Source organism: Streptomyces sp. NPDC048288, assembly GCF_043201555.1.
In the GTDB taxonomy this organism is placed as follows: Bacteria; Actinomycetota; Actinomycetes; order Streptomycetales; family Streptomycetaceae; genus Streptomyces.
Genome location: NZ_JBICZD010000004.1, coordinates 429,617 through 452,890, shown reverse-complemented (window position 1 = coordinate 452,890; position 23,274 = coordinate 429,617). Strand labels below are relative to the sequence as shown.

Annotated in this window: 19 protein-coding genes; 9 read left to right on the top strand and 10 right to left on the bottom strand. The window is 72.1% G+C overall.

Annotated elements, in window-relative coordinates:
• Positions 1-145 precede the first annotated feature (145 nt).
• The 5 genes from rfbD to ACGFZS_RS17455 form a co-directional block, all read right to left on the bottom strand.
• The gene (gene rfbD / locus ACGFZS_RS17475; RefSeq protein ID WP_393795792.1) at positions 146-1,027 is read right to left on the bottom strand and encodes a dTDP-4-dehydrorhamnose reductase; all 882 of its coding nucleotides are present in this window, start codon (positions 1,025-1,027) and stop codon (positions 146-148) included.
• The gene (gene rfbB / locus ACGFZS_RS17470) at positions 1,027-2,025 is read right to left on the bottom strand and encodes a dTDP-glucose 4,6-dehydratase (protein ID WP_393795791.1); all 999 of its coding nucleotides are present in this window, start codon (positions 2,023-2,025) and stop codon (positions 1,027-1,029) included. Before rfbB ends, rfbD begins: the two co-directional genes overlap by 1 nt.
• A complete protein-coding gene (locus ACGFZS_RS17465) occupies positions 2,022-3,089 on the bottom strand; it encodes a glucose-1-phosphate thymidylyltransferase (RefSeq protein ID WP_393795790.1) in 1,068 nt (355 codons plus the stop codon). Before ACGFZS_RS17465 ends, rfbB begins: the two co-directional genes overlap by 4 nt.
• A gap of 162 nt (positions 3,090-3,251) precedes the next feature.
• On the bottom strand, positions 3,252-3,527 hold the full coding sequence (locus tag ACGFZS_RS17460; RefSeq protein WP_393658880.1) for a hypothetical protein: 276 nt from the start codon (positions 3,525-3,527) through the stop codon (positions 3,252-3,254).
• Between the two features lie 65 nt (positions 3,528-3,592).
• Complete coding sequence (locus ACGFZS_RS17455; protein ID WP_393795789.1) at positions 3,593-6,043, bottom strand: SpoIIE family protein phosphatase; 2,451 nt, start codon at positions 6,041-6,043, stop codon at positions 3,593-3,595.
• Between the two features lie 593 nt (positions 6,044-6,636).
• Here ACGFZS_RS17455 and ACGFZS_RS17450 point away from each other — a divergent pair.
• On the top strand, positions 6,637-8,796 hold the full coding sequence (locus ACGFZS_RS17450; protein ID WP_393796024.1) for a SpoIIE family protein phosphatase: 2,160 nt from the start codon (positions 6,637-6,639) through the stop codon (positions 8,794-8,796).
• A gap of 81 nt (positions 8,797-8,877) precedes the next feature.
• Here ACGFZS_RS17450 and ACGFZS_RS17445 read toward each other — a convergent pair whose 3' ends face one another.
• On the bottom strand, positions 8,878-10,311 hold the full coding sequence (locus tag ACGFZS_RS17445; RefSeq protein ID WP_393795788.1) for a S1 family peptidase: 1,434 nt from the start codon (positions 10,309-10,311) through the stop codon (positions 8,878-8,880).
• A 207-nt stretch (positions 10,312-10,518) separates the two neighbouring features.
• Between ACGFZS_RS17445 and ACGFZS_RS17440 the strand changes: the two genes are divergently transcribed.
• The 5 genes from ACGFZS_RS17440 (at position 10,519) to ACGFZS_RS17420 (ending at position 17,613) form a co-directional block, all read left to right on the top strand.
• Positions 10,519-10,932: a PaaI family thioesterase gene (locus ACGFZS_RS17440; protein ID WP_393795787.1), complete on the top strand. Its 414-nt coding sequence runs from the start codon at positions 10,519-10,521 to the stop codon at positions 10,930-10,932.
• A gap of 494 nt (positions 10,933-11,426) precedes the next feature.
• A complete protein-coding gene (locus ACGFZS_RS17435; RefSeq protein WP_293991413.1) occupies positions 11,427-11,642 on the top strand; it encodes a type A2 lantipeptide in 216 nt (71 codons plus the stop codon).
• A 118-nt stretch (positions 11,643-11,760) separates the two neighbouring features.
• The gene (locus tag ACGFZS_RS17430) at positions 11,761-12,567 is read left to right on the top strand and encodes an HlyD family efflux transporter periplasmic adaptor subunit (RefSeq protein WP_365695003.1); all 807 of its coding nucleotides are present in this window, start codon (positions 11,761-11,763) and stop codon (positions 12,565-12,567) included.
• Entirely contained in the window at positions 12,564-14,786 is a 2,223-nt protein-coding gene (locus ACGFZS_RS17425; protein ID WP_393795786.1) for an NHLP family bacteriocin export ABC transporter peptidase/permease/ATPase subunit, read from the top strand. Before ACGFZS_RS17430 ends, ACGFZS_RS17425 begins: the two co-directional genes overlap by 4 nt.
• A gap of 1 nt (position 14,787) precedes the next feature.
• Positions 14,788-17,613 carry an NHLP bacteriocin export ABC transporter permease/ATPase subunit gene (locus ACGFZS_RS17420; RefSeq protein ID WP_393795785.1) on the top strand — a complete coding sequence of 942 codons (2,826 nt, stop codon included), beginning with the start codon at positions 14,788-14,790 and terminating at the stop codon, positions 17,611-17,613.
• Positions 17,614-17,617: 4 nt separating this feature from the next.
• Here the strand turns inward: ACGFZS_RS17420 and ACGFZS_RS17415 are convergent, their stop codons facing one another.
• The 3 genes from ACGFZS_RS17415 to ACGFZS_RS17405 form a co-directional block, all read right to left on the bottom strand.
• Positions 17,618-18,148 carry an SRPBCC family protein gene (locus tag ACGFZS_RS17415; RefSeq protein ID WP_393795784.1) on the bottom strand — a complete coding sequence of 177 codons (531 nt, stop codon included), beginning with the start codon at positions 18,146-18,148 and terminating at the stop codon, positions 17,618-17,620.
• Between the two features lie 5 nt (positions 18,149-18,153).
• A complete protein-coding gene (locus tag ACGFZS_RS17410) occupies positions 18,154-18,504 on the bottom strand; it encodes an ArsR/SmtB family transcription factor (RefSeq protein WP_393658865.1) in 351 nt (116 codons plus the stop codon).
• 112 nt (positions 18,505-18,616) lie between these two features.
• Positions 18,617-19,441, bottom strand: a complete 825-nt coding sequence (locus ACGFZS_RS17405) for an alpha/beta fold hydrolase (protein WP_393795783.1) — start codon at positions 19,439-19,441, stop codon at positions 18,617-18,619.
• 156 nt (positions 19,442-19,597) lie between these two features.
• On the opposite strand from ACGFZS_RS17405, the gene ACGFZS_RS17400 reads away from it, so the two are divergent.
• A complete protein-coding gene (locus ACGFZS_RS17400) occupies positions 19,598-21,103 on the top strand; it encodes an MFS transporter (protein WP_393795782.1) in 1,506 nt (501 codons plus the stop codon).
• Positions 21,104-21,359: 256 nt separating this feature from the next.
• A complete protein-coding gene (locus ACGFZS_RS17395; RefSeq protein ID WP_393658859.1) occupies positions 21,360-21,743 on the top strand; it encodes an STAS domain-containing protein in 384 nt (127 codons plus the stop codon).
• 135 nt (positions 21,744-21,878) lie between these two features.
• Here ACGFZS_RS17395 and ACGFZS_RS17390 read toward each other — a convergent pair whose 3' ends face one another.
• Entirely contained in the window at positions 21,879-22,301 is a 423-nt protein-coding gene (locus ACGFZS_RS17390; protein ID WP_355719868.1) for a protease inhibitor, read from the bottom strand.
• Positions 22,302-22,624: 323 nt separating this feature from the next.
• Between ACGFZS_RS17390 and ACGFZS_RS17385 the strand changes: the two genes are divergently transcribed.
• Positions 22,625-23,155 (top strand): hypothetical protein, encoded by a 531-nt coding sequence (locus tag ACGFZS_RS17385; RefSeq protein WP_393658855.1) that lies wholly within the window; start codon positions 22,625-22,627, stop codon positions 23,153-23,155.
• Positions 23,156-23,274: the final 119 nt, after the last annotated feature.

The following is a 23,274-nucleotide window of genomic DNA, read 5'->3' as shown; positions in this document are numbered from 1 at the left end:
TCCCCCCCCCCCGGCAGCCCCACACACCACCCCAAAAAGCCCGGGGCGCCCCCCCCCGTTCCGGCGCCCCCGCGCACGGGCGGCCCGGGGGGGGGGGGGGCGCGCCCCCCCCCCCCGCCCTGTGGCGGAGTGGATATCCGGTGTCCTAGGCGGAGATCTCCTTGCGGATGAGCGGCAGCCCCTCGCGCAGGGCCTCGCGCCAGTCCCGCAGCGGTTCCAGGCCGACCTCGGACCACCGGTCGTGGCCGAGGGCGCTGTACGCGGGGCGGGGTGCCGGGCGGACGAAGGCCTCGCTGGTGGTGGGGCGCACCCGCGCCGGGTCGGCGCCGAGCAGCCGGAAGACCTCGCGGGCCAGCTCGCACCAGGTGGCCGCGCCGGAGTTGGTGCCGTGGAAGACGCCGTGCGCGCGCTCGTCCCGGCCGAGCCGGGGGCCGAGGTCGGCGATCCGGGCGGCCAGGTCGGCGCTCCAGGTGGGCTGTCCGCGCTGGTCGTCGACGACGTCGAGGGTGTCCCGGCGGGACTCCAGCTCGATCATCGTCCGCACGAAGTTCCTGCCGTGGGTGCCGTACAGCCAGGCCGTGCGGACGACCGCGCTCGCGCCCGGGAGTTCCGCCAGGACCGCCCGCTCGCCCGCGAGTTTGGTCCGCCCGTAGGCGGTGCGCGGGGCGGTGGGGTGGTCCTCGGGGTACGGGCTGGTGCGGGCCTCGCCGTCGAAGACGTAGTCCGTGGAGACGTGGACGAGACGGGCGCCGTGCCGGGCGGCGGCGCGGGCCAGCAGGAGCGGGCCCTCGCCGTTGATCAGCAGGGCGCGCTCCTCGTCGGTCTCGGCGTCGTCGACGGCCGTGTACGCGGCGCAGTTGACCACCAGGTCGGGCGTGTGCCCGGCGAGCGCCGACTCCGCCGAGTCGGCGTCGGATATGTCGAGGTCGGCGCGGCCGAGGGCCACGACCTCCGCACCCCGGCGGGTGAGCTCCTCGACCACGTCGTGGCCGAGCATCCCGCCCGCTCCGGCGACGAGCCACTTCATCAGTGCTTCCCCTGCTCCTTGCGCGACTCCAGGGCGGCGCGCTCCTTCAGCGGCTCCCACCAGGCGCGGTTGTCGCGGTACCAGGCGACGGTGTCGGCGAGGCCGGAGGTGAAGTCGTGCTGTGGGGTGTAGCCCAGCTCGTCGTGGATCTTGCTCCAGTCGACGGAGTAGCGCTGGTCGTGGCCCTTGCGGTCGGCGACCCGGTCCACGCGCTCCCAGTCGGCGCCGCAGGCTTCCAGGAGCAGCCCGGTGAGCTCCTTGTTGCTGAGTTCGGTGCCGCCGCCGATGTTGTAGACCTCGCCCGCCCGGCCGCCGGTGCGGACCAGGTCGATGCCCTGGCAGTGGTCCTCGACGTGCAGCCAGTCGCGGACGTTGCTGCCGTCGCCGTAGAGCGGGACGTTCTTGCCGTCGAGGAGGTTGCTCACGAAGAGCGGGACGACCTTCTCGGGGAACTGGTGCGGCCCGTAGTTGTTGGAGCAGCGGGTGACGCGGACGTCCAGGCCGTGGGTGCGGTGGAAGGCCAGCGCGAGCAGGTCCGAGGACGCCTTGGAGGCGGAGTACGGCGAGTTCGGCTGGAGCGGGTGGCTCTCGGGCCAGGAGCCGGTCTCGATGGAGCCGTAGACCTCGTCGGTGGAGACGTGCACGAACGGGCCGACGCCGTGGCGCAGGGCCGCGTCGAGGAGCGTCTGGGTACCGACGACGTTGGTGCGGACGAACGCGCCGGCACCGTCGATGGAGCGGTCGACGTGCGACTCGGCGGCGAAGTGCACGACCTGGTCGGCCTCGGCCATCAGCTTGTCGACCAGCTCGGCGTCGCAGATGTCGCCCTCGACGAAGGTCAGCCGGGGATGCGACTCGGGCAGGTTCGTCAGGGTGCCCGCGTAGGTGAGCTTGTCCAGCACGGTGATGTGCGGCGCGTCGGGGCCGTCGGCGGCGAGCAGGCCGCGGACGTACGTGGAGCCGATGAAGCCGGCCGCGCCGGTGACGAGGAGATTCATGAACGGATCTGCACCTTGCTGTGGTCTCCGAGAACGAGGCGGTGGGCGCTGGGGGTGCCGGCCGCGGGGGTCACCTCGACATGCCGGCCGATCAGCGAGGACTCGATCCTGCCCACCCCGTCGATGGAGGAGTCCCGCAGCACTATGGAGAACTCCAGCTCACTGTCCGTGATCCGGCAGTTCTCGGCGACCGACGTGAAGGGGCCCACGTACGAGTCGGCGACGACGCTGTCGGCGCCGATCACGACCGGCCCGACGATCCGGGAGTTGGTGACGGTCGCGCCCGCCTCGACGACCACCCGGCCGACGATCTGGCTGGCCTCGTCGACCTCGCCGTCGATCCGCGGCTCCTGGCTCTCCAGGACGGTCCGGTTGACCTCCAGCATGTCGACGACGTTGCCGGTGTCCTTCCAGTAGCCCTTGATCACCGTGGAGCGCACGTCGGCGCGCTGGTCGATGAGGTGCTGGATGGCGTGGGTGATCTCCAGCTCGCCGCGCCAGGACGGCTTGATGGCCCGTACGGCGTCGTGGATGGCGGGCGTGAAGAGGTAGACGCCGACCAGGGCGAGGTCGCTCTTGGGCTCCTGCGGCTTCTCCTCCAGGCCGATCACCTGGCCGTCGGCGTCCAGTTCGGCGACGCCGAAGGCGCGCGGGTTGGGCACGTGGGTGAGGAGGATCTGGGCGTCCGGGCGGGCCTCGCGGAACTCGTCGACCAGTCCGCTGATGCCGCCGACGATGAAGTTGTCGCCCAGGTACATGACGAAGTCGTCGTCCCCGAGGAACTCGCGCGCGATCAGCACCGCGTGGGCGAGGCCCAGCGGGTGCTCCTGCGGGATGTAGGTGACGTCCAGGCCGAACTTCGACCCGTCGCCGACCGCCTCCTCGATCTCGGCGGCGGTGTCGCCGACGATCATCCCGACCTCGGTGACGCCCGCGGCGGCAAGGGATTCGAGCCCGTAGAAGAGGACGGGTTTGTTCGCCACCGGTACGAGCTGTTTCGCCGATGTGTGGGTGATCGGCCGCAGCCGGGTTCCGGCACCGCCGGAGAGCACCAAAGCCTTCATTCGCTACACCTTATAGGTGAACATCTGATTGAGACGTTCTTCTGTTTTCCTGATGGGTTACGACAGTATGGCTTTGGTGCGGATGTCATGTGACCACGAGGTGCCCCGAACAGGCATCTTGCCCGTTTTGTACGTTTATTTCAGCGCACGGTAAGAATCCGGTCAGGAGTTCTCCGGCTCGGCCGCCGCGCGCTCCACCTCCGCCTCCACCTCGGGCCGCGGTCTGCCCTCGTCACGGGCGTACTCGCTCACCGCGGTCTGTTCGTCGCGGGCCAGGTCGCGCCAGGCGCGCAGGGCGGTCTCGTAGGTCTCCGACTGGGCGCCGCCCGGCTGCTGCAGGGCAGGCGGTCCGTAGGCGTCGCGCAGTTCCAGCACCTTGTCGTGGGCCGCGTCGGCCGCGCGGTGCTTCGCCACCAGCTCTTGGAAGGTGTGTGCCACGACAAGACCCTAAGAAGGACCGGCCTCCGCCGCCTCCCGAGACGGCCGGCTCCGAGACGGCCGGCTCAGTCCGCGTCGGCGTCCAGCACGAGGTCCGCCCACACCTGTTTGCCGCCGCTGGCCGGGACCGACCCCCAGGCGACCGACATCGCCTCGACCAGCAGGATGCCGCGCCCGCCGGTGGCCTCCCAGCCGATGTTGGGGGGTTTCACCGGACTGCGCGGCGAGGCGTCGGCGACGGCGATCCGCAGCCGGTGGTCGAGCAGGGTCAGGTCGAGCCGGACCGGCCCGTCGGTGTGGATGAGGGCGTTGGTGACGAGCTCGGAGACCACCAGGAGGGCCGTGTCCATGGTGTCGTCGGTGATCCCCCAGGAGCGCAGGGTGCGCTTGCTGAAGCGGCGGGCGTGCCGGGCGGCCTCCGGGACCCGCCACACCGTCCAGCTCTCCCGCAGCGGGCGGACGGCCATGCCGTCGTAGCGCATCAGCAGCAGGGCGACGTCGTCGGCGCGGTGGGCGTTGTCGAGCAGGGCGTCGGCGACCAGGCCGAGGTCGCCGGGGTCGGCGGCACCGAGGCCGTGGGCGAAGCGCGCCATGCCGTCGTCGATGTCGGCGTCGGGGGACTCGACCAGGCCGTCGGTGGTGAGCGCGAGCACGGTGCCGGGCTGCAGGCCGATCTGGGTCATGGGGAAGTCGGCCCGGCCGAGCACGCCGAGCGGGGGGCCGCCCTCGGTCTCGGTGATCTCCGTGCCGCCGTCCGGGTGACGCAGGACGGGCGGCAGATGTCCGGCGCGCACGCACCAGGCGGTGCCGTCCTCCATGTCGACGTCGACATAGCAGCAGGTGGCGAAGAGGTCGCTCTCCATGTCCATGAGGAGCCGGTTGGCGTGCGAGACGACCACGTCGGGGGTGTGCCCCTCGGCCGCGTAGGCGCGCAGCGCGGTGCGCATCTGCCCCATCAGGGTGGCGGCGGCCGCGCTGTGGCCCTGGACGTCGCCGATGACGAGGGCCACGTGGTTGTCGGCCAGCGGGATCACGTCGTACCAGTCGCCGCCGACCTCCAGGCCCACGGTGGTGGGCAGATAGCGGGCGACGGCCTCGCCGCCGGGCAGCGGGGGCAGCCGGCGGGGCAGCAGGGCGCGCTGGAGCATGCCGACCAGCTCGTGCTCGGCGTCGAAGGCGTGGGCGCGCATCAGGGCCTCGCCGGCCAGGCCGGCGGCGGCGGTGAGCAGGGCGCGTTCGTCGGAGCCGAAGTCGTGCGGGCTGTCCCAGCCGATCAGGCAGGCCCCGGCCATCCGGCCGCCGGCCGGCAGCGGGAGGATGGCGAGGCCGCCGGGGCCGACCTCGGCGAGGGCGGGTTCCAGGGTGGCCGCGGCGGGCCAGATCTGCGCCCGGCCCTCGCGCAGGGCGGCGGCGAGGGTGGGCATGGTGCGCACGGGGGCGTCGGGCCACTCGGTGCGCCACTCGCTGCGCCACAGGTCGGGCCACGACTCGGCGTCGGGCGGGTCGAGGACGGTGACGACCAGGCGCTCGTTCTCCAGTTCGGCCAGGGCGATCCGGTCGGCCTTGAGCGGCCCGCGCAGGGCGGTGACGACGGCCTGGCTGACGTCCTTGACCGTGAGGGCGGTGGCCAGGGCGGCGGCGAGCCGCTGCACCCGGACCACGTCGCTGACGTCGGAGCGGAGCGTGGAGGCGTCCGCGACGGTGCCGGCCAGGCGGGCCGGGCGGCCCTCGCCACCGGGCATCAGCCGGCCGCGCAGCCGCAGCCACTTGGGCGGGCCGGACGGCTGCAGGACCCGGAACTCCAGCTCCCGGTCGCCGATGGACATGTGGTCGGCCTCGACGACCGACATCAGGGCGGGCAGGTCGTCCGGCACGGTACGGCCCAGCAGCGTCTCGACCTTGCCGTCGAACTCGTCCCGGTCCATGTCGAAGAGGCCGAGGAGGCCGTCGCCGACGTCGATCCGGCCGGTGTCCATGGCCAGGCTGAACGCGTGGGCGGACAGTTCGCCGGTCTCGACGGCGGGCGGCGGGGCGGGCAGGGCGATCGCGTCGGCGACCAGGGCGAGGCAGGCCCGGTCCTCCGGTCCGAACCCGTCGTCCCGCTCGCTGGTCACGACCAGCAGTCCGGCGGCGCCGGGCACCGGCAGCGCGCCCAGCCAGAACTCCTGGGACGGGGTCCGCCGCGCCTCCGGGCAGTCGGCCAGTTCGTCGGGGCCGAGCCAGAGGGGCCGCCCGGTGCCGTACGCCTCCGCCGCCGGGGACTGCCCCACGGACGGATAGGCGTCCCGCAGCCCGTACAGGGTGCGGGGCAGGCCGGCCGACTCGGCGAGGCGCAGCACGGTCCCGTCGTCGCCGGGCGTGTACACCCCGGCGAAGGCCGCGCCGGCGAAGACCAGTGCCTGTTCGAGGACGCGGCGGAGTCGATCGGGTGCGCCGGGATCGCCCGTGAGCGTTTCGAGGGCGATTTCGGCGCGATCCGTTCTCGTTCCGCGTACCGCAGCGCCCTCACTGACCACGCCGCCATTACAGCGCTTATGAGGCGTCTGCGCAGCCCCTGTGACCGTTCCGTGGAGGCGCCGGGGCCACCGCGCTCGAAAGGCACCGGCCATGACGTGACCCGAGCGTTCCGCACGGCGAGCCGGTGACGGACATGACTGTCCGCGACCCGTTCGACGGCTGGGAGTGCCGGGAGGCCGACTGGCCGTGCTTCCGGTACTCGATGGCGAAGGGAAAGGGACGGTCGCCTCCGCCGCTTCGGAGAGCGGCATGGCCCGGTTCGGCGACGGCGACGGCGGCGGCCGCGGGCGGGCTCACACAGGGCGCGGTCGAGGCCGCCGGGCTCCGGCTGCGACGGCTCGACGGGGGGCAGGGGCCGGGTGCGCGTTGCGGTGCGGAGTTCCGGCCATCGGGGTGCGCGGGGGCGCACGCCCCTCGCCCGGATGCCGCTGCGGGCTGGGCTTCGGCTCCGGGGGCATGCGCCGGTGCGAAGGGGGTGCGTGCGCGAGCCGGTGCCGCTCTCGCCGTGCGCCGGTCGCCGCCAGGAGGGAGCCTTGATCCCGAGGACGCGACGCGCGGCCGGACGAGGAGGTGGTCGGGCGTGTCCGAAGGGATGGGGGCGCCTCCGGCCCCGGTGCGGGCGGGCGTGAGGGCGCAGGCGGCCGACGGCGCCCGGGCCGGCCGGCCCCTGTTGTCACTGGCACTGGCCTCGATGATGGAGGAGGTCCAGGCCCACTCCGGCGCGGTCTATCTGATGGCGGCCGACCAGCCGGTCCTGGAGATGGCGGTGGCCGCGGGGCTGCCCCGGGTCTTCGCGGCGCCCTGGGAGCGGGTCGGCCTGAGCGCGCCGATCCCGGTGGCGGAGGCGGTGCGCGAGCGGCGTCTGGTGTGGGTGGGCGGCGAGGAGGACATGGCGCGCCGGTACCCGCGGATCGCGGTGGTGCTGCCGTATCCGTTCGCGCTGGCCGCGCTGCCCGTGGCGACGGCGGAGACGGTGTTCGGGGCGGTGTACGTGACCTGGCCCGGCGCCCATCCGACGGTGCTGTCCGACCGGGAGCGGGAGGTGCTGACGGCGGGGTGCGACCGGCTGGCGGTGCGGCTGGAGCGGGCGGCCCGGGAGAACCGGGCGCTGTGGGCCGAGCCGGAGCCGCCGGAGCCGCAGCCGGCGCCGTCGGCCACGGGCCCGTCGGCCATGGTGGAGGCGGCGCGGATGGTGGGCCGGCTGCCGTACGGGCTGGCCTCGCTCGATGTGCACGGGCGGGTCGTCTTCGCCAACGGGGCGGCGGCGGAGCTGCTCGGCGTCCGGGTCGACGATCTGCTCGGCACCCAGCCGTGGGTGTCGGTGCCGTGGCTGAACGACCCGATGTACGAGGACCGCTACCGGGCCGCGCTGATCAGCCAGCATGTGACGTCGTTCGTGGCGCTGAAGCCGCCGGGCGACTGGCTGTCGTTCCGGATGTACCCGAGCACGAGCGGGCTGACCACCCGGATCAGCCGGGCGCGGGCGGTCGCCGAGATGGTGGGCGCGCTGCCGCGTGCCGAGGCGGCGGCCTCCCCCAGGCTGGTCACCATCTCGCAGGTGCTGAGCCTGGCCGGGGCGCTGACGGAGGCGGTCGGGGTGCAGGACGTGGTGCAGCTGGTGGCGGACGAGGTGGTGCCGGCCGTCGGCAGCCAGGCCCTGGTGGTCCTCGGGTCGCGGGGCGGCCGGCTGCACGTCCTGGGGCACCGGGGGTACGAGGATCCGCGGACCGTGGAGCGGTTCGACGGCGTTCCGCTGGCCGAACGGACGCCCGGCACCCATGTCCTGAACACCGGTGTGCCCGCGTTCTTCGAGTCACGGCAGCAGCTGGAGCGGCTGTACCCGGACCGGCGGGAGACCCCGGACGGGTTCGCCGCCTGGGCGTATCTGCCCCTGATCGCGTCGGGCCGGCCGGTGGGCACCTGTGTCCTCGCCTATGCCGAGCCGCACGCCTTTCCCGCCGACGAGCGGGCCGTGCTCACCAGTCTCGGCGGGCTCATCGCGCAGGCCCTGGAGCGGGCCCTGCTCTACGACGCGAAGAACCAGCTGGCGCACGGGCTGCAGGCGGCCCTGCTGCCGCACTCGCTGGCCCCGCCGCCCGGCATCGAGGCCGCCGCGCGCTATCTGCCGGCCATGCACGGCATGGAGATCGGCGGCGACTTCTACGACCTGGTGCCGACCCGCCCGCTGGCGGCGGCGGTGATCGGGGACGTCCAGGGGCACAACGTGACGGCGGCCGGGCTGATGGGCCAGATCCGCACCGGGGTACGGGCCTTCACGACGGTCGGGCAGACGCCGGAGGAGGTGATGCGCAGCACCAACCGGCTGCTGATCGACTTCGGCGCCGATCTGTTCGCGAGCTGTCTGTATCTGCGGCTGGACCCGGCGCGGGGCCGGGCGGTGATGGCGCGGGCGGGGCATCCGCCGCCGCTGCTGAGACGTCCGGACGGGCAGGTCCGGGTGCTCGACCTGGCCGGGGGCCCGCTGCTCGGGATCGACGCCGAGGCCACCTACCCGACGACCGAGGTCTCCCTCGCTCCGGGTTCGGTGCTCGCCCTGTACACCGACGGGCTTGTGGAGTCCCCCGGGGTGGACATCGAGGACGCGCTGGTCGATCTCGGCGAACTCCTCGCGGAGAGCGGCGACCAGCCGCTGGACAAGCTGGCCGACACGCTCGTGCGACACAGTGCGGCGGCGCAGGAGCGTGTCGACGACGTGGCCGTGCTCTTGCTCAGAGCACAGGACGACGGCTAGGCCGCCGACCGGACGCGGTCCGGCCCTCCCGCCGGAGGGCCGGACCGTCCGCTGTTCGACCGGAACCGCTGGCTGGGCCGATCAGCGGTTCTTGGAGTGGTGCGAGGACTCGTTGCTGTTGTCGCTCACGCCGGTCCCGGACTGGTCTCCCGTGCCGGTCTGGTCGCCGGTGCCGGTCGCCTCGCCGGTGCCCGTGTCGTCACCGGTGCCGGTGCCGCTCTGGTCGCCGGCCGTGGCCGAGGGGTCGACTGCCGTGGCGGACGGGTCGGCCGCGCCGCCGATCTGGTCGCCGCCGGCCTGGTCGCCCGTGCCGTCCGTGGCGGACGGGTCGGCCGTGGCACCGGCGTCACCGGCACCCGCGCCCGCGTCGCCGAGGGTGGCACCGGTGGCCTGCAGGGCGGTGGTCACCGGCTGGAAGAAGGTCTCGCCGCCGGAGGTGCAGTCGCCGCTGCCGCCCGAGGTGAGACCGACCGCGCCGCCGTCCTGGGTGAACAGCGAGCCGCCGCTGTCGCCGGCCTCGGCGCAGACGTTGGTCTGGATGAGACCGGTGACGGTGTCGACGCCGTTCGGGTCGGTCTCGCTCTGGAAGTTGACGGTGGCGTCGAGACCGGTGACCTGGCCGTCGTGCAGACCGGTGGTGGAGCCCATCCGGAACACCGTCGTGCCGACGGTCGCGTCCTCGGCCTGGTTGATGGCGACGGTCTGGCCGTTGCCTATGTTGACCTCGCTCGGCGCCTGGGTGGTGGCGTCGTTGTACTTGACCAGCGAGAAGTCGCCGTCGCCGGGGAACTGGGCCTGGTCGACGGTGGCGATGGGCTGGCCGCCCTCGGTGTCGGACCAGTCCTTGGCCGCGACCCCGCAGTGACCGGCCGTCAGGAAGGCGGGGCTGCCGTCCGAGGCGGTGACGTTGAAGCCGAGGGAGCAGCGGACCTCGCCGTCGGCCACCTGGGAGAAGATCGCGTCGCCGCCGGAGACGAAGGTCTTGAAGGTGCCCGAGGACTTCTTGAGGGTGGCCATGTTCGAGCCGAGGCTCTGGACCGTCGACTCCAGCGTGTCCCACTTGGAGCCGGTGACGGTGCTGTCGGCGGTGACCACGACCTTGTTGGTCTTCGGGTCGACGGCCCAGGCGGTGCCCGGGATGGTCGCCTTGGTCTTGAGGGTGGCGGCGGCCGCCTCCAGCGCGGAGTTGCTGTTCGCCACCTGGCGGACGACCGCGCCGGCCTTCTCGGCCTGGACGATCACGTTGTTGTCGCCGTTGATGACGTTGACGACGAGCTGCTGCTTGCCGCTGTCGTAGTAGGACCCGGCGAAGGCCTGGCCCAGCAGGTCTTGGAGCTGTGCGGCAAGATCCGAGGCGCCCGAGGCCTTCAGGGTCTTGGGAGCGGCTGCGGAGGCGTCGTTGTTGCCGTCCTGGGACGCGTTGGCGTTCGGCAGCAGAATGGCCGCAGCTCCGAGCGCCACGACACCGCCAACCGCTATGGCGGCCTTGCGCTTCGGAATTCGCTTGTGACTCAAACTTCTCGACCTCCAAGGGACGGAGTGTCTGCCGTAGTAGGGCAGTTGTTCGTGAGCGGCGCCTGGATGCACCTAGGTACGGGCGGGTCACGTGGTGCGTTCAATTCCGGTTCTTGACTTCCTCTCACCCATGGGAAATCGGCCACGGCGCGCGGGGCGCGGGGCAGTTGCGCGTGGCGTGGCGCGGGGCCGGGAACAATCCCCCATATGACGATGACCACCGCCGAAGCCGACAAGATCCTCTCCGCCAACTTCGCCCCCTGGGTGCTCGACCTCGGGCTGTCCGTCGCGTCGCTGGGCGAGGACCGGGCCGTGCTGCGTCTGCCCTGGTCGGAGCGGTTGTCCCGGGAGGGTGGCGGGCTGTCGGGGCAGGCGTTGATGGCGGCGGCGGACACGGCGACGGTGATCGCGGTCTCGGCGGCGCGGGGCGGCTTCGTACCGATGACGACGGTCCAGCAGTCGACGTCGTTCCAGCGCGCGGTGAGCGGTTCGGATGTCCTGATCGAAGCGGTGCTGACGAAACTGGGCCGGCGGATGGCTTTCGCCGACATCACCTTGTGCGACGAGCGGTCGGGGGCGCTCGCGGCCCGGGCGAGCACGGTCTACGCCCTGCTGGGCTGACGGAACCGACACGTTCAGCAATCGGTCAATGACGGTCCGTTGCGATCACGGACCGGAATCCTTGCTTCAGGGAATCTGCACATCCAATACCCAACCAAGTCACCGGAGGCAGCGGATCTGCACAACCGCACGCCCCCTGCCGCGCCTTTGGCGCGGAGTGCCGGATTCGCCACCGGGAGGGCAACCCTCGCCGCGGCGATGAAGTGGTGCGGCTTGTGAAGGAGTCGCCGACAAGGCGTGCGCACGCCTGCACGGATGAACCCTTCTGAGGCTCAAGTGCCCAGGTGAGACGCCTGGTTGATTGGATGCGCGGACCGCGGGCGTGCTTTGATCCATCGCACCGCAGGGACCGCCAAGGGCTCCCGGAAACGGGCGCCCGGCGCCCGCGGTTGCGGCCATCCGCTCGTCCCCACAGGGCCGTTGTTTCGTCCCGAAGGGCCGTATGGGGGGCCGTTCTCCCCCTTGTGAATATCCATATGAAGGGAAGTTCCATCATGAACTCCACCCCCCAGGTTGAGACCGTCGAGATCTCCGACGCCGAGCTCGACAACGTCTCCGGCGGCCTGTCCCTGAACGCCGTCGGCACCGTCACCGGCCTGGTGGACAGCGTTGCCCCGGTTTCCGGCCTGGTCAACACGGTCGTCGGCACGGTCGAGGGTGTCACCGGCCTGAACACCCAGCCGGTCACCAACCTGGTCGCCGGTCTCTGACCGCACCTCGTTGCCGCTGAGTCCCGGAGCCGGATCCCGGCCCCGGGACTCTCGGGCGTTCCCCAGCGCCCGTGCCCTCTGAAACACCCGTGTCTCTCCCCCAGGTGAGGGAAGTTCCGTGCAGTTCCGCCAACAGGCCCTCGCCAAGCTCCAGTCGACGGAGGAGCTGGATCTCCCCGTGCGGTTCGCCCGTCCGCAGGGCTGGCTCGCGCTGTCCGTCTCGGTCGTCGTGATGGCGGCCGCCTCGGTGTGGGCGGTGACCGGTTCGGTCGCCTCCACGGTGACCGCGCAGGCCATCCTCACCCACGGGCAGGGCAGTTACATCCTGCAGAGCCCGGTCGCCGGGCAGGTCACGGCCGTCCTCGCCGAGCAGGGCGAACGGCTGCCGGCGAACTCCCCCGTCCTGAAGGTCCGCACCGGCCAGGGCGACTCCGTCGTCCGCACGGTCGCCGCGGGCCGGATCAGCGCGCTCGCCGCGACCATCGGGCAGATCATCCAGACCGGCGCGAACGTCGCCGCCGTGGAGAAGATCGCCCACACCTCGGATCCGCTGTACGCGACGGTCTACGTCCCCGCCGAGAACGCCTCCGCCATCCCGGCCGACGCCCGGGTCGACCTGACCGTGTCGTCGGTGTCGACCCAGGAGTACGGAGTGCTGCGCGGCCGGGTGAAGTCGGTGGACCGCTCCGCCCAGTCGGCCCAGTCGATCGCCGCGTTCCTCGGCGACAGCCAGCTCGGCGACCAGTTCACCAGGAAGGGCCGCCCGGTGGCCGTCCTGGTCCGGCTGGAGGGGTCGAAGAAGACGAAGAGCGGCTACAAGTGGTCCTCGGCCGACGGGCCGCCCTTCGCGCTCGACTCCATGACCCTGGCCTCGGGTTCGATCCGGCTGGCCGACCAGCGTCCCGTCGATTGGCTGCTCCCGTGACCACCGCCCAGGAGACCCGCGGCCGCCGGCGCGCCGCCCCGCCCAAGCGACCGGTCCCCAAGGGCCGCGGCGGCACGGTCCGCACGCCCACCGTGCTCCAGATGGAGGCCGTCGAGTGCGGCGCCGCCTCCCTCTCCATGATCCTCGGCCACTACGGCCGCCATGTCCCGCTGGAGGAGCTGCGGATCGCCTGCGGTGTCTCCCGCGACGGCTCCCGGGCCAGCAACCTGCTGAAGGCGGCCCGCAGTTACGGCCTCACCGCCAAGGGCATGCAGATGGACCTGGCCGCCCTCGCCGACGTCCGGGCCCCGGCCATCCTGTTCTGGGAGTTCAACCACTACGTCGTCTACGACGGCATGGGCCGCCGCTTCGGCCGCCGGGGCGTCTACATCAACGACCCCGCCAAGGGCCGCCGGTTCGTGCCCATGGAGGAGTTCGACGGCAGCTTCACCGGTGTCGTGCTGGTACTTGAGCCGGGCGACGGCTTCGAGAAGGGCGGCCGCCGCCCCGGCGTGCTCGGCGCGATGCCGGCCCGGCTGCGCGGCACGGCGGGCACCATGCCGGCGGCGGTGCTGGCCAGCCTGCTGCTGGTGGTCGTGGGCGCGGCGGTGCCCGCGCTCAGCCGCCAGTACATCGACATGTTCCTCATCGGCGGCCAGACCTCGCTGCTCACCGTGCTGTTCGCCGCGATGGGCACCTGTGTACTCCTCACCGTGGCCCTGACCTGGCTGCAGCAGGCGAACCTGCTGCACGGCCGGATCGTCTCCTCCACCCTCTCCAGCGCCCGCTTCCTGCGCCATCTGCTGCGGCTGCCGGTCACCTTCTTCTCCCAGCGCAGCCCCGCCGACCTGGTCCAGCGCCTGCAGTCCAACGACCAGGTCGCCGAGACCCTGGCCCGTGACCTCGCGGCGGCCGGCGTGGACGCGGTGGTCGTCGTCCTCTACGCCGTGCTCCTCTACACCTACGACGCGCAGCTCACCTTCCTCGGCATCGGCGTGGCCCTGCTGAACATCGTGGCGATGCGCTTCGTCGTACGGCTGCGCGCGACCCGGACCGCGAAGCTGCGCGCGGACACCGCCCGGCTCACCAACACCTCGTACACCGGCCTCCAGCTGATCGAGACGATGAAGGCGACCGGCGGCGAGGACGGCTACTTCCGCAGGTGGGCCGGTCAGCACGCGGCCACCCTGGAGGAGCAGCAGCGGCTCGGGGTGCCGAGCGCCTGGCTGGGCGTGGTCGCGCCGACGCTCGCGACCGTCAACAGCGCGCTGATCCTGTGGATCGGCGGTATGCGGGCGGTCGAAGGGGGTATCTCGGTCGGTCTCCTTGTCGCCTTCCAGTCCCTGGTCACCCGCTTCACCGCTCCCCTCACCCGGCTGAACGGCGTCGCGGGCCGCATCCAGGACTTCGCGGCCGACGTGGCCCGGCTCAAGGACGTGGAGAACTTCCAGGCCGACCCGGTCTACGCCCGCCCGGGCGCGGACGGCTCGACCCGGCGGCTGCAGGGCCATGTCGAGCTGGAGAACATCTCCTTCGGCTACAGCCCGCTGGACAAGCCCCTGCTCACCGGCTTCGACCTGACGGTCGGCCCCGGCCGCCAGGTGGCCCTGGTGGGCGGCTCGGGCAGCGGCAAGTCCACGGTCTCCCGGCTGATCTCGGGCCTGTACGCCCCCTGGGAGGGCGTGATCCGCATCGACGGACAGCGCCTGGAGGACATCCCGCGCGGCGCGCTCGCCGCCTCCGTCTCCTTCGTCGACCAGGACGTCTTCCTCTTCGAGGGCTCGGTGCGCGACAACGTGGCGCTGTGGGACCCGTCGATCCCGGACGAGGCCGTGGTGGAGGCGCTGCGGGACGCGGCCCTGTACGACGTGGTGACGCGCCGGCCCGGCGGCATCCACAGCAGGGTCGAGCAGGACGGCCGCAACTTCTCCGGCGGTCAGCGCCAACGCCTGGAGATCGCACGGGCGTTGGTGCGCCGGCCCAGCATCCTCGTCCTCGACGAGGTGACCAGCGCGCTGGACGCGGAGACCGAGCTGACGGTCATGGACAACCTGCGCCGGCGCGGCTGCGCCTGCGTGGTGATCGCGCACCGGCTGAGCACGGTCCGCGACAGCGACGAGATCGTCGTGCTCCAGCACGGGACGATCGTGGAGCGCGGTCGGCACGACGAGTTGGTGGCACACGGCGGGGCGTACGCCGCACTGGTCAGGGAGCGATGAGATGACGACCACGGACGGAGGCGACCTCGTTCTCGGCGCGCTCGGCTCGCTGGGCTCCCGGATCGACTGCGCCGGTTTCAACCGCCTCGACCTCGAAGGCCCGCAGACGCTGTGGCTGGTGGCGTCCGGCGCCCTGGACCTGTTCGCGGTGGACGCCGAACAGCAGGGCCACTGGCACCACTTGGGGCGGCTGGAGGCGGGCGCGCTGCTGCTCGGTCCGGTCTCGGGGCCTCAACACACGCTGGTGGCCCGCCCGTTGCGGGACTGCGTGGTCCACCGCATCGGCCTGCGCGAGCTGTACCAGCCGGCCGGCACCCAGACCTGGTCCTACGACGAGTACGGCAACCCCCAGTACGTACCGCCGACCACGAGCCCCCTGGAGTACGCCCTCGCCCTCGGCGTCGGCCGCGGCCTGTCCATCCTCTTCCAGGCCCCGATGACCGCGAGCGAGCGCGCCGCGGCCCCCACCGACGACGACGTCTTCTGGATGCAGGTGCCGCCCGGCAGCGTGCAGTACGGCTCGCTGTACGGCGCGGAGGCGGCGGCCGACCTGCTGATGGACCCGGCCCTGTGGCAGAGCATGGTCGACCAGCAGTACCGGCTGCTGACCACCCTGGACCGCTGGATCGAGCAGCTGGAACGCACCCACGAGACGCGTACGGCGGCCGGTATCAAGGCCGGTGAGGCGGTCCGCGCCCAGGCCGACCGGACGCTCCTCGCCTCCATCGGCAAGGCGGCCAAGCGCACCACGGCCGCCGACGCCGACGCCTCCTACGCGGCCTGCAGGCTGGTCGCCCAGGCGACCGGCATCACCCTCGCCGAGCCCGCGCAGAGCGGCGCGGGACCGGCCGGGAGCGACCGCGTCGACCCCATCGAGCGGGTGGCGCTGGCCTCCCGGGTACGGACCCGGGCCGTACGCCTGGACGGCAGCTGGTGGCGGGACGACGTCGGACCGCTGGTCGGACACCGCGCCCTGTCCGGGGCGCCGGTCGCGCTGCTGTGGCGGCGCGGCGGCTATGTGGCCGTCCATCCGGCGACCGGCCGGGAGACGCCGATCGAGAAGGCGAACGCGGAGGAGTTCGAGCCGCGCGCGGTGATGTTCTACCGCCCGCTGCCCGACAAGGCACTCAGCCCGCTGGGCCTGCTCCGGTTCAGCCTCCAGGGCACCCGCGGCGACCTCGGCGGGCTGCTCCTCGCCGGGCTGGTGACCGTCGCGATCGGCTCGCTGGTGCCGATCGCCACCGGCAAGGTGCTGGGCGACTACGTGCCGAAGGCCCAGACGAACCTCATCGTGCAGGTCTGCCTCGCGGTGATGATCAGCGCCGTGGTGTCGGCCGCGTTCACACTCCTGGAGAACCTGACCATCCTCCGGCTGGAGGGCCGTATCGAGGCGACGCTCCAACCCGCCGTCTGGGACCGGCTGTTGCGGCTGCCCACGAAGTTCTTCACCCAGCGCTCGACCGGTGAGCTGGCGAGCGCGGCCATGGGCATCAGCGCGATCCGCCGGCTGCTCGCGGGCGTCGGCCCGGTGGTCGCCCAGTCGGTGACCGTCGGCGCGATGAACCTGGGCCTGCTGTTCTGGTTCAGCGTCCCGATGGCCCTGGCCGCGCTGGGCATGCTCGTGGTCATCGCCGCGCTGTTCCTGGGACTCGGGCTGTGGCAGGTGCGCTGGCAGCGCAAGCTGGTGGTGCTCGGCAACAAGCTGAACAACCAGGCCTTCCAGACCCTGCGGGGCCTGCCGAAGCTGCGGGTGGCGGCGGCCGAGAACTACGCGTACGCCGCCTGGGCGGGCGAGTTCGCGCGCAGCCGTGAACTCCAGCAGAAGGTGGGCCGGATCAAGAACCTCACCACGGTCCTCGGCTCGGTCTACCTCCCGGTCTGCACCCTGCTGATGTTCATGCTGCTCGCGGGCCCGGCGAAGGGCGCCATGGACGCGGCGGCCTTCCTCACCTTCAACACCTCGGTGACGATGCTGCTCACCTCGGTCACCCAGCTGACCGGCTCCTTCGTGTCGGCGGTCGCCGCGCTCCCCCTCTTCGAGGAGATCAAGCCGGTCCTGGAGGCCGCCCCCGAGGTCCGCACCGCCAGCACCCGCCCCGGCCCGCTGTCCGGCGCGATCGAGGCCCGCCGCCTGTCCTTCCGGTACGCCGACGACGGCCCCCTCGTCCTCGACGACGTCTCCTTCGACATCCGCCCGGGCGAGTTCGTGGCGATCGTCGGCCCCAGCGGCTGCGGCAAGTCCACCCTGCTGCGGCTGCTGATCGGCTTCGACAAGCCGGTCTCGGGGAGCGTCCTGTACGACGGCCAGGACCTGGGCGCGCTCGACCAGTCCGCCGTCCGCCGCCAGTGCGGGGTGGTGCTCCAGCACGCGCAGCCGTTCACCGGCTCGATCCTGGACGTCATCTGCGGCACCGAGCCGTACACCCCCGAGGAGGCGATGGCGGCGGCCGAGATGGCGGGCCTCGCCGAGGACATCAAGCGGATGCCGATGGGGCTGCACACGATCGTCTCCGGCAGCGGCGCGATCTCGGGCGGTCAGCGGCAGCGGCTGATGATCGCCCAGGCGCTGATCCGCCGCCCGCGCATCCTCTTCTTCGACGAGGCGACCAGCGCGCTCGACAACGACACCCAGCGCACGGTCATCGAGAGCACCCGCAAGCTGAACGCCACCCGGATCGTCATCGCCCACCGGCTGTCGACGGTCATGGACGCCGACCGGGTGATCGTGATGGAGGACGGCAAGGTCGCCCAGCAGGGCCCGCCGGCCCAGCTGCTCGCCGACACCGGCGGCCGGCTGCACGAGCTGGTGCGGCGGCAGCTGGCGTGACCGGTCAGGCGTCGATGCCCGGGATGGGGGCACCGGAGGGCACTCCCGCATCGAGATAGCCCTGGTAGTACTCCTTCCAGGGCGCGTTGACGCCCGCGTGCGGACCCTCGAAGCGGTCGCCCCGGGCCTTGGCGTCGAGGGCGGCGAGGCAGACCTCCCAGCCCGCGCTGTCGCGGGCGGCGGTGTTCTCCTCGCTCGGCACATGGGTGAGGGTGAAGCGGGTGCGGCCCTCGCCGTCCGCCGCCAGGTCGAAGCGGATCTCGTCGCCGCCCCAGTCGAAGGCCAGGTGGCGGGGCGGGTCGACGGCGAGCACGGTGCCGTGGGACTCGGGCATGTTCGGGTCGCCGGTGAACTTGACGGCGCCGCCGGGCCGCAGGTCGATCTCGGCGCGGGAGGGGAACCACTCGGCGAGTTCGTCCGGGTCGGTGACGAAGTGCCAGACGCGGTCGACCGGATGGCCGTAGAGGCGGCTGAAGCGGACGGCCGGGCGGCCGTCGTCGAGGGTGACGTAGGTGCCGGTGAGGTCGGCGGGCATGGGGATCAGTCCTTCGGGGAGGGTTCTTCCGGGTCGTCCGTCGACGCGGCCGTCTCGTCGAGGCGGCGCCCCAGGGTGTCCAGGCCGCGGTTCCACAGCCGGCGGTAGGGGGCCAGCCAGGCGTCCAGCTCGGCGATGGGGGCCGGGTCGAGGGCGTAGACCCGGCGCTGGGCGTCCTGCCGTACCCGGACCAGGCCGGCCTCCCGCAACACCTTGAGGTGCTTGGAGGTGCTCGGCTGGCTGAGGCCGCATGCGTCCACGATCTCGCCGACGGGGCGGGAGCGCTCCAGGAGGAGGCCGACTATGGCCCGCCGGTGGGGGTCGGCGAGGGCGGTCCAGAGGGTGTCTTCGGACATGGATCCAATATGCCTTCACGGTTATATGCCTGTCAAGGAATACACAGGAGGCGTGACGGACATACGAACAGTTGCGGGCGGTGGGGGCTGGTCGCGCAGTTCCCCGCGCCCCTCAGGTGGGGGGACCGGCCGTTGCCTGCCAGTTCAGGAGGGTTGCCAGTGCGCGGATCGCTGCCGCGAAGGGGGCCGGAGCGCGCAGGTACTCCATGTGGATGCCGGGGAACTCCGCCCACGGGGCGTCGATCCTGCGGGCGATCTCGATCGACGGGCGGGCGTAGTACGCGCCACGATCCTCACTGCCCGCACCGAGCACGACCGGGAACGGTGCCGAGCGCAGCGCCTGTTCGTCGGGGCGGAAGGAGGCGAGGGCGGGCCATTCGGCGGTGAAGAGGTGGTCCTGGTTGGCGAGGAACCGTTTCCAGAGGTCGTCCGGCCAGCGGTAGGTGCCCTCACCACGGACTCCCCGTGCGAAGTGGCGGCCGGCGGCCGGTCCTCCGCCCCGCGCGTGGACCGCGGCCAGTTCCGGGAAGAAGGCGCGGGCCGGGTCCCCGTCGGGCAGGACGTTGACGGCCGGGGGCTCATGGGCGACGAGCCCCGACATCACCTCCGGATGACGGGCCGCCAGGGTGAGGCCGATGATCGCGCCGGCGCTGCTGCCGAAGACCAGGGCGTGCCCGCCGGCCAGGGCCGCGATGACCGCGCGGGCGTCCGCCGCCTGTTCGTCGAGGGTCGTCGGCGTGCCGTCGCGGCCGGTGCTGCGGGAGTTGCCGCGCCGGTCGTAGGTGATCACGGTGAAGGCGTCCGCGAGGTCCTCGGCGACCGCCGCGTAGTAGCCCGCGTCACCGCCCGCGCCGCTGATCATCAACAGGGCCGGACCGGCACCCCTGACCTCGTAGTAGAGGTCCGCGCCGGCCACCGCGAGCATGCCGTCGACCATGATCGGCCCCCTTCCCCAGCGAAACGTTGCCGTTTCGCTGAAAGTGGTCTAGTCTCGATGTGTACGAAACCGTTTCGTTCGCGACGCGCCAACGGGCCGTCATGGCGAGGCGGCTTCTTGGTGAATCCCGAACGACTTCCCTGGAGTAGTTCTCCCATGTCTGAGAAGACTCTGACCGACGACGCCCACGTCGGCACCGCAGAAACGCCACCGGCGGACACCTCGTCCAAGCGGTGGTGGATCCTCGCGGTCGTCGCCGTCGCCCAGCTCATGGTGGTGCTCGACGCCACCATCGTGAACATCGCCCTGCCGTCCGCGCAGGCGGACCTCGGCTTCTCCGACGGCAACCGGCAGTGGATCGTCACCGCGTACGCCCTCGCCTTCGCGTCCCTGCTGCTGCTCGGCGGCCGGATAGCGGACCTGTTCGGCCGCAAGACCGCCTTCCTCGTCGGAGTCGTCGGCTTCGCCGCCGTCTCGGCACTGGGCGGTGCCGCGAACGGCTTCGGCATGCTGGTCACCGCGCGCGCCCTGCAGGGTGCCTTCGGCGCGCTGCTCGCACCGGCCGCGCTCTCCCTGCTCAACACCACGTTCACCGACGCCAAGGAACGGGCGCGGGCGTTCAGCGTCTACGGCGCCATCGCCGGTGCCGGCGGCGCGGTCGGTCTGCTGCTCGGCGGTGTGCTGACCGACGCCTTCGACTGGCGCTGGACCCTGTACGTGAACGTCGCGATCGCCGTCGTCGCCTTCGCCGGCGGCATGATGCTGCTGCACAACCACCGCGACGCCCAGAACTCCAAGCTGGACGTGCCGGGCACGGTCCTGGTCGCCGCCGGTCTGTTCGCCCTGGTGTACGGCTTCTCCAACGCCGAGACGCACGACTGGGGTTCGCCGCTGACCTGGGGCTTCCTGCTCGCGGGCGGTGTGCTGCTGGCCGCCTTCGCCTGGTGGCAGACCAAGGCCTCGCACCCGCTGCTGCCGCTCGGCATCCTGCTGGACCGCAGCCGGGGCGCGTCCTTCCTGGCCGTCCTGATCTCCGCCGGCGGCATGTTCGGCGTGTTCCTCTTCCTCACCTACTACCTCCAGCTCAACCTCGGCTTCAGCCCGACCAAGACCGGTGTGTCGTTCCTGCCGATGGTCGCCGCGCTGATGGTCGCCGCGCAGCTCGGCACCACGGCCCTGCTGCCGCGGATCGGCCCGAAGGTGCTCGTACCGCTGGGCTTCGCCATCGCCGCGGCCGGCATGGCCTGGCTCACCGGGATCGGCACGGGATCCAGCTACGTCAGCGCCGTCCTGCCGCAGGTGATCATCGTCGGCTTCGGCCTCGGCCTGGTCATGCCGGTGACCATGCAGCTCGCCACGGGCGGGGTGACCGCCGATGAGGCCGGTGTCGCCTCCGCGACGGTCAACGCGATGCAGCAGGTGGGCGGTTCCATCGGTACGGCGCTGCTCAACACGCTGGCCGCGAGCGCGGCGACGGACTACCTGGCCGGGCGGGACGCGACCAGCAAGCTGGTGCAGGCGCAGGCGACGATCGAGAGCTACACCACCGCGTTCTGGTGGTCGGCCGGGCTGTTCGCGGCGGGTGCGGTGATCGCGTTCCTGCTGTTCCGGCCGGGTGTGCCGGAGCAGGATGCCGACGCGGCGCCGGTCGTGCACATGTAGCTTCCGCAGAGCCGCGGGTACTGAGGGGTCGCCGTCAGCAGGGAGACGGTGGCCCCTCGCCGTTGTTCTCTGCGGGTGCGCTGTGGCTGGTCGCGCAGTTCCCCGCGCCCCTTACGAGGCGCTTCAGTCAAGCCATTTGACATAAATTCACCGTGTCGAGTGAACCCGATCTTGCGCGGGTGCCAGCAGGGATGACACGCGCTCCCAGTGGGTAACAACCGGGCCCATACCCGCCCCGGCGAGGTGGAGCGCTGAGATGACGTCGGAAGCCGTTGACCCCGGGCTGCCCGCCGCCAACTCCTGTGCGCGTACCCGGCGAGGGGGGCCGTACCTCGTCGTCGAGGTCTTCGGCGAGGTCGACATCGCCACCGAGGAGCTGGTCGCCGAGCATCTGCTCGCGGCGACCGCGGAGGCCGAGCCCGATGTGCTGGTCGATCTGCGGCGGATCGGGTTTCTCGACTGTTCGGCGCTCAGGGTGCTGTGCCGGGCCGAGGCGCGGGCCAGGGAGCGTGGCGGGCGGCTGCGGCTGGTGTGCGAAGGGCCCCAGGTGCCGCGGCTGTTACGGGCCTCCGGGCTGCTGGGGCGGTTTCCGCCGCTCCCCGGGTTTCCCCGGGACGGGAGCGCCGGGGAGCGGCGGTGATGCCGGAGGTCGGCGGGCGGCCCCACTCCGCCCGTCCGACCTCCGGTGCGAGATCGCAGGTGCCCCGCTCCAGGGGCCGCACTCCCCAGTTGCGGACCTGTCCGGCAGTCACGAGGACCATGCGATCCCGGGCTCTCAGAAGGCGAAGACGCTCGCCCCGTAGGAGTCCCTCATGCACTGGTTGCCGAAGGTGCGCTCGTAGGAGACGCGCTTGCCCTGCCAGACGCCTTCCACCGTGACCACGACGGGGTCGTAGAGCTTGGTGCACCACACGTCGGTTCTCGGCGCCAGCGCGTCGAAGTCGCCGCCGGCGCCGCGTAGTTCGGCGCAGGCCTGGGCGGCGGCCGGGTGCGTGCCGGAGGCGCCCGGGGCACAGGTGAGGGTCACGGCGCGTTCGGGAGTGGCGGTGGCCGCCTCGCTGCCGTGGCCGGTGGTGAGCACCAGGGCCGAGGGAGCGTAGAGCGAGCTCGGGGTGGCGACGGCGGCCCCGGTCAGGGGTCCGCAGACGGCGGCGGCCGTGAGGCCGAGGGTCGCTGCCCAGCGCGCGGTGGTTCGCATTGTGTGCATCCTTCCGCTTGATTCGACGGGTGCCGCCCTCGGCCCGGTGGGTGCCGGGGCGGCGGGCGCCACTCTGCCGACTCCGGCGTCGAAACACACATCGAACCCACAGCTTTCAGTAACCTTGCGTATTGAATCAGTGGCGTGAAGTCACGGAATTCGAACGCGTCGACCGCTCAACGGAGCGGTTCTTGATCGCTCGAAGCGGCCAGATGGCCGGATCCCGCTACCTCGTTAATCGTCCTGAAACATTCCGCTTCCGCTGTGGGCGGAGTTCCCGGCAAGCCCTTGCCTTTGGACTGCAACGGAGTAATCGTCATTACATGATTACTCAGGAGCAACGAGACAAGCTGCGCGGCTGGTTCGCCGGCCGGTTGCCCGACGACCTCTTCGAGGAACTGGTCGAGGTGACGGCCGACCGCGAGGAGGTCACCGTCATCGGGCGGATCCCCGGACCCAGGCTGGCGGACGGGGTGCCGGACGCCGAGCGGCAGGCCGCCGTACAGGGCCGCATCCAGGAGTTCCGGGAGCGCACCCGGGAGAGCCGGATGGCCGTGGCCCGGGAGGCCGAGCACCGGTTCGGGCACAAGGTGTCCTGGGGCGTGGAGTGCGACGGGCGGCGGGCGCTGTTCACGCATGTCGCGGCGCCGGTCATGACCCGGCTGCGCCAGCCCGAGCGCCAGGTGCTGGACACCCTGATCGCCGGGGGCGTGGCACGCAGCCGCAGCGAGGCGCTGGCCTGGTGCGTACGGCTGGTGCAGAAGCACACGGACGACTGGCTCGCCGAACTGCGCGAGTCGCTGGAGCACGTCGAGCGGGTCCGGGCCCAGGGACCGGACGCGGAGGAAGACTGAGGCCCGGACTACCCCCGGCCTGCGGCGAGCGCCGCGAGCCGCCGCCCAAGGGCGGTGTACGGCCCCGCACATACCGACGAGTATGGTCGCCACGACGCGTACTCGACGTGGAGAGGCGG